This is a genomic window from Pseudomonas sp. AC112 (assembly GCF_979253545.1).
On the sequence record NZ_CEEDCM010000001.1, the window covers coordinates 741,143 to 756,285 of the forward strand.

Annotated in this window: 15 protein-coding genes; 13 read left to right on the forward strand and 2 right to left on the reverse strand. The window is 60.2% G+C overall.

Annotated features, from left to right (window positions below):
• Positions 1-201 precede the first annotated feature (201 nt).
• The gene (locus AC0IYN_RS03590; RefSeq protein WP_471840547.1) at positions 202-2,379 is read left to right on the forward strand and encodes a hypothetical protein; all 2,178 of its coding nucleotides are present in this window, start codon (positions 202-204) and stop codon (positions 2,377-2,379) included.
• 285 nt (positions 2,380-2,664) lie between these two features.
• Here AC0IYN_RS03590 and AC0IYN_RS03595 read toward each other — a convergent pair whose 3' ends face one another.
• Positions 2,665-2,967: a DUF2288 domain-containing protein gene (locus tag AC0IYN_RS03595; protein ID WP_471840549.1), complete on the reverse strand. Its 303-nt coding sequence runs from the start codon at positions 2,965-2,967 to the stop codon at positions 2,665-2,667.
• A 341-nt stretch (positions 2,968-3,308) separates the two neighbouring features.
• Here AC0IYN_RS03595 and AC0IYN_RS03600 point away from each other — a divergent pair, with 341 nt between their 5' ends.
• The 9 genes from AC0IYN_RS03600 to AC0IYN_RS03640 all read left to right on the forward strand — a co-directional run bounded on the left by AC0IYN_RS03600 (position 3,309) and on the right by AC0IYN_RS03640 (position 11,007).
• On the forward strand, positions 3,309-4,436 hold the full coding sequence (locus AC0IYN_RS03600) for a branched-chain amino acid ABC transporter substrate-binding protein (protein WP_028619258.1): 1,128 nt from the start codon (positions 3,309-3,311) through the stop codon (positions 4,434-4,436).
• Positions 4,437-4,665: 229 nt separating this feature from the next.
• Positions 4,666-5,589, forward strand: coding sequence for a high-affinity branched-chain amino acid ABC transporter permease LivH (gene livH / locus AC0IYN_RS03605; protein WP_003172375.1), 924 nt, complete (start codon positions 4,666-4,668; stop codon positions 5,587-5,589).
• Positions 5,586-6,839 (forward strand): high-affinity branched-chain amino acid ABC transporter permease LivM, encoded by a 1,254-nt coding sequence (locus tag AC0IYN_RS03610; RefSeq protein WP_016975068.1) that lies wholly within the window; start codon positions 5,586-5,588, stop codon positions 6,837-6,839. Before livH ends, AC0IYN_RS03610 begins: the two co-directional genes overlap by 4 nt.
• A complete protein-coding gene (gene livG / locus AC0IYN_RS03615) occupies positions 6,836-7,603 on the forward strand; it encodes a high-affinity branched-chain amino acid ABC transporter ATP-binding protein LivG (protein ID WP_005785832.1) in 768 nt (255 codons plus the stop codon). The genes AC0IYN_RS03610 and livG overlap by 4 nt, the downstream gene beginning before the upstream one ends.
• Position 7,604: 1 nt before the next feature.
• On the forward strand, positions 7,605-8,306 hold the full coding sequence (locus AC0IYN_RS03620; protein ID WP_010212366.1) for an ABC transporter ATP-binding protein: 702 nt from the start codon (positions 7,605-7,607) through the stop codon (positions 8,304-8,306).
• Between the two features lie 247 nt (positions 8,307-8,553).
• Positions 8,554-8,850 carry a BufA1 family periplasmic bufferin-type metallophore gene (locus AC0IYN_RS03625; protein ID WP_012722651.1) on the forward strand — a complete coding sequence of 99 codons (297 nt, stop codon included), beginning with the start codon at positions 8,554-8,556 and terminating at the stop codon, positions 8,848-8,850.
• Positions 8,851-8,873: 23 nt separating this feature from the next.
• Positions 8,874-9,752, forward strand: coding sequence for an MNIO family bufferin maturase (gene bufB, locus AC0IYN_RS03630; protein ID WP_406597772.1), 879 nt, complete (start codon positions 8,874-8,876; stop codon positions 9,750-9,752).
• Positions 9,749-10,525, forward strand: a complete 777-nt coding sequence (locus AC0IYN_RS03635) for an HvfC/BufC N-terminal domain-containing protein (RefSeq protein WP_471840554.1) — start codon at positions 9,749-9,751, stop codon at positions 10,523-10,525. The genes bufB and AC0IYN_RS03635 overlap by 4 nt, the downstream gene beginning before the upstream one ends.
• A complete protein-coding gene (locus tag AC0IYN_RS03640; protein WP_457248579.1) occupies positions 10,522-11,007 on the forward strand; it encodes a DoxX family protein in 486 nt (161 codons plus the stop codon). The genes AC0IYN_RS03635 and AC0IYN_RS03640 overlap by 4 nt, the downstream gene beginning before the upstream one ends.
• On the opposite strand, the gene AC0IYN_RS03645 is transcribed toward AC0IYN_RS03640, so the two are convergent.
• Complete coding sequence (locus AC0IYN_RS03645) at positions 11,004-11,912, reverse strand: LysR family transcriptional regulator (protein WP_406597769.1); 909 nt, start codon at positions 11,910-11,912, stop codon at positions 11,004-11,006. The two genes, AC0IYN_RS03640 and AC0IYN_RS03645, sit on opposite strands and share 4 nt — an antisense overlap.
• A gap of 104 nt (positions 11,913-12,016) precedes the next feature.
• On the opposite strand from AC0IYN_RS03645, the gene AC0IYN_RS03650 reads away from it, so the two are divergent.
• The 3 genes from AC0IYN_RS03650 (at position 12,017) to AC0IYN_RS03660 (ending at position 15,104) form a co-directional block, all read left to right on the forward strand.
• Complete coding sequence (locus AC0IYN_RS03650) at positions 12,017-12,616, forward strand: short chain dehydrogenase (RefSeq protein ID WP_457239000.1); 600 nt, start codon at positions 12,017-12,019, stop codon at positions 12,614-12,616.
• A gap of 96 nt (positions 12,617-12,712) precedes the next feature.
• Positions 12,713-13,384: a COG3650 family protein gene (locus tag AC0IYN_RS03655; protein WP_099493761.1), complete on the forward strand. Its 672-nt coding sequence runs from the start codon at positions 12,713-12,715 to the stop codon at positions 13,382-13,384.
• A gap of 106 nt (positions 13,385-13,490) precedes the next feature.
• Positions 13,491-15,104 (forward strand): NAD(P)/FAD-dependent oxidoreductase, encoded by a 1,614-nt coding sequence (locus AC0IYN_RS03660; protein ID WP_457238999.1) that lies wholly within the window; start codon positions 13,491-13,493, stop codon positions 15,102-15,104.
• The last annotated feature ends 39 nt before the right edge of the window (positions 15,105-15,143 follow it).

The following is a 15,143-nucleotide window of genomic DNA, read 5'->3' on the forward strand; positions in this document are numbered from 1 at the left end:
CCGAATCTTTGGCATTTCGCCATCATTCACCTAAAGAACGCCGACAAACGGCCGATTCATCAGAGTCCGGCCAGGTTTTCCCCGAAAACGCTAGGGTTAAACCCACTCGCCCAGGACAAGGACGCACTGTAAAGTCGCGAACTCCCATTCCGTGATGGCCATTTGATATTTTCAGCCATCCGCCCAGGCACATGGCGCACAATGACTTCTAAAAATAACTCTGCCACCGTGGTATCCGACGTGTTGCTCCCAGCTCCTGCGGACAAACCCTCAGGTTCAAAGTCATTGAGCACCGCCCGCCCGCTGGCCACCCAGCAATACCTGTACTTCACCGAAACCAATACCGACCGCATCCTCGACAACCTCGACGGCCTGCGCGACATGGTGTTCCCGCGCCCGCCGCACTTGGAAGGTGACAACGATCCGCGCAACGAGCAGGAATTTCCCTCCGTGTGCCTGATCGGCCTGGGCCGTTGCGGTTCGAACATCGCGCTGGATGTGGCGGAACTGGTGTACAACGCGCGCAAGTTCTACCTGAACGAATTCAGCAACGAAGACAAGTCGCAAGACAAGGGCTACAGCCCAGCCCAGTGGATCCGCAACAACCTGCGCCTGGGCAGCGGCAAGGCCAGCAAACCGGTGTTCCTGGTGGAACCGCTGGTGATGCTGGGCGACCTGGACAAAGACATCGCCGGGCGCATCCGTTTCTCGCGCAAGGGCGAGAAAAGCGGCTTCCTGCGCGACTACAGCAAGATGAAAATCATGGACCTGTCGGAAGTCCATGCCGGCGGCGCCGGTAACGCGCCGATCCTCGGCCAGTACCTGGCCAAGATCATTCTCAATAAAGATACCCAGCGTTTTTCCAGCCCCGACTGGAAGATGATCCACTCGTACCTGATCGACTCCTGCGGCATCAAGGCCAACCAGTCACGCCTGTACTTTTCGATCTTCAGCGCCGGTGGCGGTACCGGTTCGGGCATGGCCTCGGAATTCGGCCTGGCCCAGCAACACTCGTACATGAACAAGACGTTCGACACCAAGCCCGCCGACGAGCACGACAGCAAGAGCGGCCACGCGTTTGTGTTCGAACCGATCTTCACCAGCGGCATCTGCGTGCTGCCGAACATCTCCGACCACCGCAGCGAAATGTCCGAGGCGCTGCACATCAACGCCGGGCGCCTGCTGTGCAAATACCTGTCGGAAGAATGGGACTTCTCGTACAACTTCGCCAATGAAGACAGCAGCGAAGCCAGCGTGAAGGGGCGTATCCGGCCGTGGAACGCGATGATGCTGATCTCCAACGACATCATGCGTTATGCCGAAGAAAGCGATGACGGCAATATCCAGAACATTGACGTCAATGCCATGGAAAAACACGCCAACCAGTACATCTCGCAGCAGATCTTCAACATCCTCACGGCCCAGGCCGTGACCACCGACTACGACCAGAACTACTTCCGCCGCGCCGGGATCGACATCGGCGAAACCATCCGCCTGGATGCCAACGACCTGTTCATGAGCCTGGCCGGCCCTGTGGCAATTGCCTATGCCGAGTCCGTGGTCCCGGAAACCCCGGCGCCGTCGAGTGACAAGTTCAAGGTGTTCGAGAAAGAACCGCAACGCCTGAACATCGACGACCTGTTCTTCCGCTCCATCGACCTGCCGCACTTCAACAAGGTCACCCAGGCCATCGAAGGCATCAGCCTGCTGCCCATCGAATCCAAGCGTTACAAGGCCTCCCTGGAGCAGTACAAGAACTCCGGCTACGACGCCGCCGCACTGCATGACCTGCACTTCTTCAAGAACTGCTCGTCGGTGGTGTCGATCGTGTCGTTGCCCAAGGACTACAAGCTGTCCTACATGGACCTGAACCGGCTCAAGACCCACCTCAACAGCCTGTTCCCCAACACCACCCTCAAGCGCTACGCCCTGGTGATCGGCGCCTCGGCCAACCTGTCCCTGACCACCCTGATCGCGAAAAGCCCGTGCCTGTCGGATGACTTCCTCACGTTGATCGTGGCGTTTATCAAACGCTGCTTTGCGCGCAACCCGTACCGTTTCGACGACACCCTGGACAACTCGATCCTGGACTTCATCATCCACGAGGACTTTGACGAAGACAGTATCGACGAGTTGCTCAACGAATTCGAGAACCCGGCGAAGATCCTTGATACCAACTGGTACGCGATCAAGCCGATGTATGAGAAGAAGTACCGCGAGCTGATCAACGACAAAGAAAAGTTTGTGTCGATCAATGACATTCGCCTGTCACGGGATTGCGTGAAAAAGGCGATCAAGTACCTGCGTGAGATTTACCGTCATCGCATCGGCAAGACCAAGGTGATCTCGCTGAACAACCATACCGGCAAGACCGGCTGATCGGCTTACCTACTGTAGGAGCCGGCTTGCCGGCGATAACGCCCTCAAGAACAGGACAGGTTTAAAGGGCCTCTTCGCCGGCAAGCCGGCTCCTACAGGGGTAGGTGAACACACCGAGAGACAATTTTCCGACGATTGCGCCGCTGCGGAAACTGTTCCCGTGACGCGCACGTCACCCTCGGCTGTGACCTTTCTCTACGGCAAGATGCCATCACCGCCTCAGCGGTTACTCCGCTACACACTCATCGCGGCAAAAAAGACGCACCTTTTTCGTGCGCGCCTTTCTTACGCTGCCCTTTCCTGGATCAGAATCCACGGCGAAACCACCACCGCCCACAAGCTCGGATCGCGCTCCACCAGGTCCAGCGCCCGCGTCGCAGACACTTCGCCAAGGCTACCTGCGGCCAGCCAGGCAGCGACTTTGTCGCGGTTGTCCTCGGCCATGCCCTCGGCCGCTTCGATCAAATCCAGGCCAGCGTCGACCCACAATAGGGCACCCCTGGCAAAGAACGGCTCAAGCTCCTTCCAGGAAATTTCGGCGGTTTCACCGAGCAGCTTGGCATAGAGGGTGCTAGGTTCTTGCGTCATGGGAGTTCACCTTGGGAAAAAATCGGCGCAATCATAACGTCGTGTCCCCTGCGGAAAAACCCAGTTGCAAATGAGTCATCGATTGAAAGTGTCAGAAAAGCCAAGGATTGCCCGATACTCTGGCATCACCCCGCCGCAATTCTGTCTTTTTCTTTCATTTAAGCGACACACCCGGGTTTTGCCCCCGGCAGCCAGCTTTTCAAGCGATCAACCGGCGCTCTACACTGTACCGGTACAGTTGCCAGGGCACTGCCGGGGGGATATCCGAGATATCTGATCCGGTTCTGCAGCTCACAAGGCCGCTAGAACTATAAAAAATACAACAGTAAGAGTGGAGCACTATGAATAAGGCTACTAAGCAGATTTCCAAACTGTTTGCCGCTATGGTCCTGGCTGGGGTTGCCGGCCATTCGTTCGCAGCCGACACCATCAAGATCGGCATCGCAGGGCCCAAGACCGGTCCCGTGACGCAATACGGCGACATGCAATTCATGGGTGCCAAGCAAGCCATCGCCGACATCAACGCCAAGGGCGGCGTCGACGGCAAAATGCTTGAAGCCAAGGAATACGACGACGCTTGCGATCCTAAACAAGCCGTTGCCGTCGCCAACAAAGTGGTCAACGACGGCGTCAAGTTCGTGGTCGGCCACCTGTGCTCCAGCTCCACTCAACCCGCCTCCGACATCTATGAAGACGAAGGCGTGATCATGATTACCCCGGCTGCCACCAGCCCGGAAATCACCGCACGTGGCTACAAGCTGATCTTCCGTACCATCGGCCTGGACAGCGCCCAAGGCCCGGCAGCCGGCAACTACATCGCCGACCACGTGAAGCCGAAAATCGTCGCTGTACTGCACGACAAACAGCAGTACGGTGAAGGCATCGCCACCGCCGTTAAACAGACCCTCGAGAAAAAAGGCACCAAGGTTGCCGTCTTCGAAGGCCTGAACGCCGGCGACAAAGACTTCTCCTCGATCATCCAGAAGCTCAAGCAAGCCAACGTCGACTTCGTCTACTACGGCGGCTACCACCCTGAGCTGGGCCTGATCCTGCGCCAAGCCAAGGAAAAAGGCCTGAACGCCAAGTTCATGGGCCCAGAGGGCGTGGGCAACGACTCCATCTCGCAAATCGCCCAGGGCGCTTCCGAAGGCCTGCTGGTGACCCTGCCTAAATCCTTCGACACCGACCCGGCCAACAAAGCCATCGTTGAAGAGTTCGCCAAGAACAAGCAGGACCCGACCGGTCCGTTCGTGTTCCCAGCCTACTCGGCCATTGAAGTGATCGCCGGCGGTATCACCGCTGCGAAGAGCGAAGACACCGCAAAAGTGGCAGCCGCCATCCACGCGGGCACCTTCAAGACCCCTACCGGCGACCTGAGCTTCGACGCCAAGGGCGACCTGAAGGACTTCAAATTCGTGGTCTACGAATGGCACTTCGGTAAACCAAAAACCGAAGTTTCCCCTCAGTAAGCCAGGCGTTACTGGTCCAACAAGCCCACTGTGAGAGCAGTGGGCTTTGTTTTACGAGGTTTATGGGCCTGACACCCGCGATCCGGGCGCTGGCTCACCTGAAAATCTTAAAACCGTCACCAGCGGTTCGCTGGCAAACGCTTTGTGCAAATGTGCTCACAGAACACAGCACGGGGCCGGAACATGACTCCACCAGTGAAATGCGTATCGGGTTTTTAGGAGCGCTGTAATGCCTGAGATCTATCATTTTTTCCAACAGCTGGTTAATGGCCTGACCATTGGCAGCACCTATGCCTTGATAGCCATTGGCTACACAATGGTTTACGGCATCATTGGAATGATTAACTTCGCCCATGGCGAGGTGTACATGATTGGTTCCTACGTGGCCTTTATCGCCCTTGCCGGGTTGGCCATGATGGGTATCCACTCCCTGCCGCTGTTGATGACCGCTGCGTTCCTTGCGTCGATCGTCGTGACCAGTGCCTATGGCTACAGTATCGAGCGGGTTGCCTACCGTCCCTTGCGTGGCAGCAACCGTTTGATCCCGCTGATTTCCGCGATCGGCATGTCGATTTTCCTGCAGAACACCGTATTGCTGTCCCAGGACTCCAAGGATAAATCCATCCCCAACCTGATCCCGGGGAGCTTCTCCTTCGGCCCGGGCGGTGCGGAGGAGGTCCTGATTTCCTACATGCAGATCCTGGTTTTCGTCGTCACCCTGGTGGCGATGCTGGGCCTGACCCTGTTCATCTCCCGTTCCCGTCTGGGGCGCGCCTGCCGGGCCTGCGCCGAAGACATCAAGATGGCCAACCTGCTGGGCATCAACACCAACAACATCATCGCCCTGACCTTCGTGATCGGTGCCGCACTGGCAGCCGTCGCGGCGGTGCTGCTGAGCATGCAGTACGGCGTGATCAACCCCAACGCCGGCTTCCTGGTGGGCCTCAAGGCCTTTACCGCAGCGGTATTGGGCGGCATCGGCAGTATCCCGGGCGCCATGCTCGGTGGCCTGGTGCTGGGTGTGGCTGAAGCCTTTGGTGCCGATATCTTCGGCGACCAGTACAAGGACGTCGTGGCGTTCGGCCTGTTGGTTCTGGTGCTGTTGTTCCGTCCGACCGGCATCCTGGGCCGTCCGGAGGTTGAGAAAGTATGAGCAGATATCTTAAATCGGCGTTTTTCAGCGCGCTGTTGGTGTGGGCGGTTGCGTTCCCCGTACTCGGCCTCAAGCTGAGCATTGTCGGCATCAACCTGGAAGTGCATGGCACCGGTCCCGTGACCCTGACCATCATCGCCCTGTGCTCGGTGCTCATGTTCCTGCGCGTGCTGTTCACCCAGCAGGTCGGTGCCTTGTTCAAGGGCAACCGTGGCCCACTGGTATCGCCTAAGGTCAGCCAATTCCTGACCCTGCCGCGTACCCAGCGCTACATCATCATCGGCCTGATCGTGGCCGCGTTGATCTGGCCGTTCTTCGGCTCGCGCGGCGCGGTCGATATTGCCACCCTGATCCTGATCTACGTGTTGCTGGGCCTCGGCCTTAACATCGTGGTCGGCCTGGCCGGCTTGCTCGACCTGGGTTACGTGGGTTTCTACGCCGTAGGTGCCTATACCTACGCGCTGCTCTCGCACTACCTGGGCTGGGGCTTCTGGATCTGCCTGCCCTTGGCGGGCATGGCGGCGGCAACGTTCGGCTTCCTGCTGGGTTTCCCGGTACTGCGCCTGCGCGGTGACTACCTGGCGATCGTGACCCTGGGCTTCGGTGAAATCATCCGACTGTTCCTGCGTAACCTCACGGATATCACCGGCGGCCCCAACGGTATCAGCAGCATCCCCAAGCCGACGTTCTTCGGGCTGACGTTCGACCGTAGCGCCGCAGAAGGCATGCAGACCTTTCACGAGTACTTCGGGATCGACTACAACCCGGTGAGCAAAGTGGTGTTCCTGTACCTGGTGGCGCTGCTGCTGGCACTGGCTGCACTGTTCGTGATCAACCGCCTGCTGCGCATGCCGATCGGCCGTGCATGGGAAGCGCTGCGTGAAGATGAAATCGCCTGCCGTGCACTCGGCATGAACCCGACAGTCATCAAGCTTTCGGCCTTCACCCTCGGGGCAACCTTTGCCGGTTTCGCCGGCAGTTTCTTCGCCGCTCGCCAAGGCCTGGTAACGCCGGAGTCGTTCACCTTCATCGAGTCGGCGATCATCCTCGCCATCGTCGTATTGGGTGGCATGGGCTCGCAACTGGGCGTGATCCTGGCCGCGATCGTGATGATCCTGCTGCCGGAAATGATGCGTGAGTTCAGCGAATACCGCATGTTGATGTTCGGCGCCATGATGGTGCTGATGATGATCTGGCGCCCGCAAGGCCTGCTGCCCATGCAACGTCCACACATGGAGCTGCGCAAATGAGCCGCGAGATCCTGAAAGTCGAAAATCTGAGCATGCGCTTCGGCGGCTTGCTGGCGGTCAACGGCGTGGCCCTGACCGTGAAAGAAAAACAGGTTGTGGCACTGATCGGCCCGAACGGCGCCGGCAAGACCACGGTGTTCAACTGCCTCACCGGTTTCTACAAGCCGAGCGGTGGCAGCATCCTGCTGGACGGCCAGCCGATCCAGGGCCTGGCCGGTCACGAAATCGCCCGCAAGGGCGTGGTGCGGACCTTCCAGAACGTGCGGCTGTTCAAGGACATGACGGCGGTCGAGAACCTGCTGATCGCGCAGCACCGTCACTTGAACACCAACTTCTTCGCCGGCCTGTTCAAGACCCCCGCGTTCCGCAAAAGCGAGCGCGAGGCCATGGAGTACGCGGCGTACTGGCTGGACAAGGTCAACCTCACCGAGTTTGCCAACCGCCCTGCCGGCACCCTGGCGTATGGTCAGCAACGTCGCCTGGAAATCGCCCGCTGCATGATGACCCGCCCGCGGATCCTCATGCTCGACGAACCGGCCGCCGGCCTGAACCCCAAGGAAACCGAAGACCTCAAGGCGCTGATCAGCGTGTTGCGTGAAGAAAACAACGCCACCGTGCTGTTGATCGAACACGACATGAAACTGGTCATGAGCATTTCCGACCACATCGTGGTGATCAACCAGGGCACGCCTTTGGCCGACGGGACACCGGAGCAGATCCGCGACAATCCTGAAGTGATCAAAGCCTATTTGGGGGAAGCGTAAAATGCTGCAATTCGAAAACGTTTCCACTTTCTACGGCAAGATCCAGGCCCTGCACAGCGTCAACGTGGAAGTGCGCCAGGGCGAAATCGTCACGCTGATCGGCGCCAACGGTGCCGGCAAATCGACCTTGCTGATGACCCTGTGCGGTTCGCCCCAGGCCCACAGCGGTAGCATCCGCTACATGGGTGAAGAACTGGTGGGCCAGCAGTCGTCGCAGATCATGCGCAAGAGCATCGCGGTGGTGCCGGAAGGCCGTCGTGTGTTCTCACGCCTGACCGTGGAAGAGAACCTGGCCATGGGTGGGTTCTTCACCGACAAGGGCGACTACCAGGAGCAGATGGACAAGGTGCTGCACCTGTTCCCTCGGCTCAAGGAGCGCTTCAGCCAGCGCGGCGGCACCATGTCCGGCGGCGAGCAGCAAATGCTCGCCATCGGCCGGGCGCTGATGAGCAAGCCCAAGTTGTTGCTGCTGGACGAACCTTCACTGGGCCTGGCGCCGATCATCATCCAGCAGATCTTCGACATCATCGAACAGCTGCGAAAGGACGGTGTGACGGTGTTCCTCGTTGAGCAGAACGCCAACCAGGCCTTGAAGATTGCTGACCGCGCCTATGTGCTGGAAAACGGCCGGGTGGTGATGCAAGGGACTGGCGAGCAGTTGCTGACCGATCCGAAGGTGCGTGAGGCATATTTGGGCGGCTAAGGTTTTATTGCTGAAGGAACCGGCTTGAACAATGTGGGAGCGGGCTTGCTCGCGAATACGGTATGTCAGTCACTGCATCGTTGACTGATCCACCGTATTCGCGAGCAAGCCCGCTCCCACATTTGTTTTGCGTGAAGCGAAATTTTTAATTTTTTTGAAGCCGGTGTAACAAATTCCATCCCCCCCTCTCTAGTGGTACAAGCAGGCATTCAAGCCCGCCAACTCAACCCACTGCTGGAGATGCACCATGACTACCAAACTGTCCGCCGCTACCCTCGTCCTGGCCCTTGGTTCCGCCTTGAGCCTGTCCGCCCTGACCACCACCGCCCACGCTGCCGACGACATGCAGAAATGTTTCGGCGTCGCCGAAGCCGGCAAGAACGATTGCGCCGCGGGCGCCGGCACTTCCTGCGCCGGTACCTCGAAAACCAAAGACCAGGCCAACGCCTGGAAACTGGTCCCCGCCGGCACCTGCCTCAAGACCCCAAGCTCCACCTCGCCGACCGGCTTCGGCCAGGAAGCTGCCTTCACCGCCAAGTCCTGATCCCTCGCAAAACCTGAGTACTGATGATGACTCTTTCATCCCTGCAAGCCATCTCCCAGGCTCAGGCGCCCGGCCTCCCGCGCCGGGCCGGGCTGGGGCTCAAGCATGAGCACTTCGTTGAAGTGCTCGAGACCTCGCCCGCTATCGGTTTTTTTGAAGTGCACGCCGAAAACTACATGGTGGCCGGCGGCCCGTTTCATCATTACCTGGGGTTGATCCGCGAACAGTACCCGCTGTCATTGCACGGCGTGGGCCTGTCCATTGGCGGCGAAGGCCGGCTGGATACGGAGCACCTGGCGCGGTTGGCCACGCTGATCGAACGCTATCAACCCCACTCTTTTTCCGAACACCTGGCCTGGTCGAGCCACGGCCCGGTGTTCCTCAATGACCTGCTACCCCTGGCCTACGACAGCGCCACCTTGCAACGGGTATGCGAACACATCGACCAGGTACAGAGCACCCTCAAGCGGCCGATGCTGCTGGAGAATCCGTCGACCTACCTGCAATTCCAGCGCTCCACCCTGGACGAGACGGATTTCATCAGCGAAATCATCCGTCGTACCGGCTGCGGCTTGTTGTTGGACGTGAACAACGTCTACGTGTCCTGCACCAACCATCAGCGCGATCCAGAGTCCTACCTCGACGGCCTGCCGTTGCACGCTGTCGGTGAGATCCACCTGGCTGGATTTGCTGAAGACACTGACAACCTCGGTGATCGCTTGCTGATCGACGACCACGGTGCGCCGATTGATAACGCCGTGTGGCAGCTGTACGAAAAAGTACTGGCTCAAGTCGGCCCTATGCCAACCCTGATCGAACGTGACAACCACCTGCCGGCATTCAGCGTACTGCTGGCCGAGGCTCAACAGGCCGACAGGCAGCTGGCGCAGGTGAGCCCATGAGCCTTCACGACGACTTTTCTGCAGCCTTGCTGGCACCGGAACAAGCCTGCCCCGATGGCCTGTTCAGCAGCAATGGTGCCGACCCGGCCAGCCGTTTCGCGGTGTATCGCAACAATGTGCACAGCTCGTTGATCAACGCATTGGCGGCGGCTTACCCGGTCACACTGCAACTGGTGGGCGAGGCGTTTTTCCGCGCCATGGCCAGTCTGTATGTGCAGGCGCACCCGCCTACCAGCCCGGTGATGAGTGAGTACGGCGGCGCGCTCGCCGAGTTCATCCAAGGCTTTGAACCCGCGCAAAGCGTGCCCTACCTGGCGGACATCGCCCGGCTGGAGCGCTTGCGCGTCCGTGCCTATCACGCCGCCGATTGCCAGGCACTGGATCAGCAGGCCGTGCTCCTGACGCTGCAGGGTCAAGCCGACCTGGGCACCCTGCGCCTGCACCTGCATCCGTCGCTGGCCACGCTCAATTCGCCCTACGCAGTGGTGGCAGTGTGGGCCGCGCACCAGACCGAAGGCGGCCTGGCCACGCTGAACCCCTGGCATCCCCAGGGGGCGCTGGTGCTTCGCCAGGGGCTGGAGGTCAAGGTATTTGCCATCGACCCTGGCTCAGTGGCGTTCATCAACAGCCTGGCGCATGGCAACGCATTGGGAACAGCCGTGGAGCATGCGCTTGAATCATCCGCCGAATTTGACCTGCACCAATGCCTGACCCTGCTGATCAGCCACAACACCCTCACTCATTTGCACCTGGAACAAAAGGTATCGCCATGAACACCCGCCCCTCGTGCCTGATCAAACGGCTCATCGCGCTTTTCGAACAAATCCCCTACAGCCTGATCGCCTCTGTCGCGCGCTTTTCCATTGCCGCCGTGTTCTGGAAATCCGGGCAAACCAAAGTTGAAGGCTTTGCCGTTGATTTGATCAGCGGCACCTTCCAATTCGGCGAGCCGAAACTGGCAGCCTCGACATTGCCCCTGTTTCGCAGCGAGTACCACGTGCCGTTGTTGTCGCCGGAAGTGGCGGCGCATATGGCTGCGTTTGCCGAGCATTTTTTCCCGGTGCTAATCCTCGTGGGCTTCGCCACGCGCTTTTCGGCCTTGGCCCTGATCGGCATGACCCTGGTGATTCAGCTGTTCGTCTACCCGGACGCCTACCCGACCCATGGCACTTGGATTGCGCTGCTGTTGCTGCTGGTGGCCAAAGGGCCAGGACGCCTGTCCATCGATCACTTGATCGCCCGTCGCTACGCCTAAAGCCGATCCAGTGCCTCGCCGCTGCGCTTGAACCAATCCACCAAGTAGTCGGCTAACACTTGGGTGCGACGCGGCAGGCCGCCCTGATAGGGATGCACCAGGTACATCGGCATGCTCCGCGTCTGATAGTCACGCAGGAGCCAGCGCAAACGGCCGTCAGCCAATTCCGCCGGCAGCACGTAGGACGGCAGGCGCGCGATACCGGCGCCCACCAACGCGGCCTTTTTCAACAGGTTGTAGTGGTTGGACGCAAACGTGCCGCTGACCCGCACCCGCAGCAATTCATGCTGCTGGTGGTACAGCCACTCCTCGCGGCCACTGTAGTGGCTGTTAAGCAAACAGGTATGCCCGGCCAGGTCGGCCGGCGTCTGGGGTTCACCATGCTGCTCAAGGTAAGCCGGGCTGGCGCAAGTCATCTCATGCCAGGCCAGCAACGGCTTAGCCACCAGTCGCTCGTTTTCGATCGCGCCTGAGCGCACCCCCAGGTCAAACCCATCCCGCGCCAGGTCCCGGTAGCTGTTGTTGAGTTCAAGCTCAATCTGCACCTGGGGGTATTGCTTGGAAAACTCCAGCAGCAAGCCGTCGAAGAAGGTTTCGCCCAGCGACACCGGAACGGTCATGCGCACCGGCCCCGCCAGATCATCCTTGAGCCTGGCCAATGCCTGACGGGCGCGATCCACCTGCACCACCAATGCCTGGGCCTGGGGCAGCAACGCCGCACCCGCGGCGGTCAGGCTGAGTTTGCGCGTGGTGCGGTGCAGCAACACCACCGCGAACTGCGCCTCCAACTGGCTGATACGCTTGGACAACTGCCCTTTGCTGCAGCCCAGTTGCTCGGCAGCCACGGTGAAACTACCCGCCTCGATCAGCACGGCAAACGCCGCCAAGTCATCCATCTCGCTCATGGATTGTTTCCATTTGAAAACCAAAGGTTGCCTATTAGCGCGTTTATCCATCAGAAAAGCCACTCTAGACTGAACCCTCACTTACCCCCTGGAGGAACAGCACCATGAAAATCCTATTGATTGGCGCCAGCGGCACCGTCGGCTCGGCGGTCAAGGCGGAACTGGCTCAGCGTCACGAGGTGATCAGCATCGGCCGCAGCAGCGGTGACTTCCAGGTGGATATCAGCGACAGCGCGTCGATCCGCAAACTGTTCGAACAAACCGGCAAGTTCGACGCGTTGATCTGTGCAGCGGGCAGCGTCAACTTCGTGGCCTTGCCGGAGATGAGCGAATCCGACTTCGAGCTGGGCCTGCGCGACAAGCTGATGGGCCAGGTCAACCTGCTGTTGATCGGCCGCGACTACGCCAACGACGGCGCCTCGTTTACCTTCACCAGCGGCATTTTGAACCGCGACCCGATCCGCACCGGCGCCTCGGCTGCGCTGGTCAACGGCGCCATTGATGCCTTTGTGAAAGCGGCGGCGATCGAATTGCCACGCGGGCTGCGCGTCAACGCCGTGAGCCCGACGGTCCTGTTGGAAGCCATGGACAGCTATGCACCCTACTTCCGTGGCTACAAGCCGGCTCCCGGTGCTGACGTGGCGTTGGCCTACGCCAAAAGCGTGGAAGGCCTGCAAACCGGTCAGACGTTTATCGTTGGCTGAACAGGTTGGGCTGTCAGAATAGACTGAAGCTGGCGAGCGGGGTTGTGATGCAGCGCCGGCCTGCGTAACGTGGCGGCACTTGTCTGGAGACCGATAATGCGTGCCGCCCATACCCTTGCCTTGTTTGCCTTGCTCCCCCTGTTCGCCGCCTGCCAGATGTTCGAAAGCGAGCCGGCCAAGCCGTCTCTCGCCGGGCTGACCCGCATGCAGGGCGAACTCACGGCGGTCGGTGGCAAACTGCTGTTCCAACCGTGCAATGACAAACGCAACTACGTGGTCAACGACACCGGCGGCACCAGCATCCTGCAGGAGGCGGCCTCCCTGGCCGGCCAGCAAGGCGCGCTGTTCGCCGACCTGCGCGGCCAGTTCTCTGGGGTTGCCACGGGCACCCAGGGCAGCGTGGACCTGCAGCAACTCTATCGTGTCGAACGCTCGACCTCGGCCTGCGACGACCCGGACTTCAAGCGCATGATCCTGCGCGCCAACGGCCACAAGCCGGCCTGGGCGATGAACGTCACGGCCAAGGGCATGGTGCTGGAGCGCGAAGGCCAGCCACCCCTGGCGGTGCCGTATGTGGAAGAGCAGATCGGTGACGGTCGCTTCAACCTGATGACTGAAGCCAACAACCAGCATGTCGAACTGTGGGTGGCCCCGCAGCGTTGCGTCGACCCGGTCAGCGGCAGCCTGCAGCACATGACCGCCGAGTTGCGCGTCAACGGCCAGGTGCAACGGGGTTGCGCCGCGTTTGGCGGTTCCCGCGACGACTGACTTGGCCTCGCGCTGTTTTAACATGACGGGAAACGGTCTTTGGGGCTTATAATCGCCGGTTTGCAAAACAGCCGGCCTCTTTGCCCGCCGCCTACCGGATCCCGTCATGTTACGAATCACCGAACTCAAGCTGCCCATCGACCATCCCGAAGAAGACCTGCGGCCTGCCATCGTGCAGCGCCTGGGCATCGCCGGTGATGACCTGCTCGATTTCACCCTGTTCAAACGCAGCTACGATGCGCGCAAGAAATCCTCGGAGCTGTGCTTCATCTACACCATCGACTTGAACGTCAAGGGCGAAGCCGCCCTGCTGCTCAAGTTTGCCGATGACCGCAACGTCAACCCGGCGCCGGATGTCAGCTACAAAGTCGTGGGCCAGGCACCACAGGGCCTGACAGAACGCCCGATCGTGGTCGGCTTCGGCCCCTGCGGGATCTTTGCCGGGTTGTTGCTCGCGCAGATGGGCTTCAAGCCGATCATCCTCGAGCGCGGCAAGGAAGTGCGCCAGCGCACCAAGGACACCTGGGGCCTGTGGCGCAAAAGCGTGCTCAACCCTGAGTCCAACGTGCAGTTCGGTGAAGGCGGCGCCGGGACCTTTTCCGACGGCAAGCTGTACAGCCAGATCAAGGACCCGAAATTCCACGGCCGCAAAGTCCTGCACGAATTCGTCAAGGCCGGTGCGCCGGAAGAAATCCTCTACGTCAGCAAGCCGCACATCGGTACGTTCCGCCTGACTGGCGTGGTGGAAAACATGCGCGAGCAGATCATCGCCCTGGGCGGTGAAGTGCGCTTCGAGCAACGGGTGACCGACGTATTGATCGAAGACGGCCAGTTGAACGGCGTGGTTGTCGATGGCGGCGAGCAGATCCTCTCCAAGCACGTGATCCTGGCGCTGGGCCACAGTGCCCGCGACACCTTCCGCATGCTCCACGACCGTGGCGTGTACATGGAAGCCAAGCCGTTCTCGGTGGGTTTCCGTATCGAACACCCGCAATCACTGATCGATGCCGCGCGCCTGGGCAAATACGCCGGGCACCCGAAACTCGGCGCCGCCGACTACAAGCTGGTGCACCACGCCAAGAACGGCCGTTCGGTCTACAGCTTCTGCATGTGCCCAGGCGGCACCGTGGTAGCGGCGACCTCCGAGCCCAATCGCGTGGTCACCAATGGCATGAGCCAGTACTCGCGTAACGAGCGCAATGCCAACTCCGGCATCGTGGTCGGCATCACCCCCGAGGTGGACTACCCCGGTGGCCCGCTGGCCGGTATCGAATTGCAGGAACGCCTGGAATCCCACGCCTATATCCTCGGTGGCAGCAACTACGAGGCGCCGGCGCAGTTGGTGGGTGATTTCATCGCAGGCAAGCCGTCCACGGCCATCGGCAGTGTGGAACCCTCCTACAAGCCAGGCGTGTCCCTGGGCGACCTGGCCCTGGCCTTGCCGGACTTCGCCATCGAAGCGATCCGTGAAGCCCTGCCGGCCTTCGAGAAGCAGATCAAGGGCTACTCGCTGCACGACGCCGTGTTGACCGGTATCGAGACGCGCACCTCATCGCCGCTGCGGATTACCCGTAACGAATCGATGCAAAGCTTGAACGTGAAAGGCCTGTTCCCGGCCGGTGAAGGCGCGGGTTATGCCGGTGGGATTCTGTCCGCCGGTGTGGACGGGATTCGGATTGCCGAGGCGTTGGCGCGGGATATGTTGGGCCTCGAAGCCTGACACAGGCCCCTGTAGAAGCCCGGCTTGCCGGGCGCTACA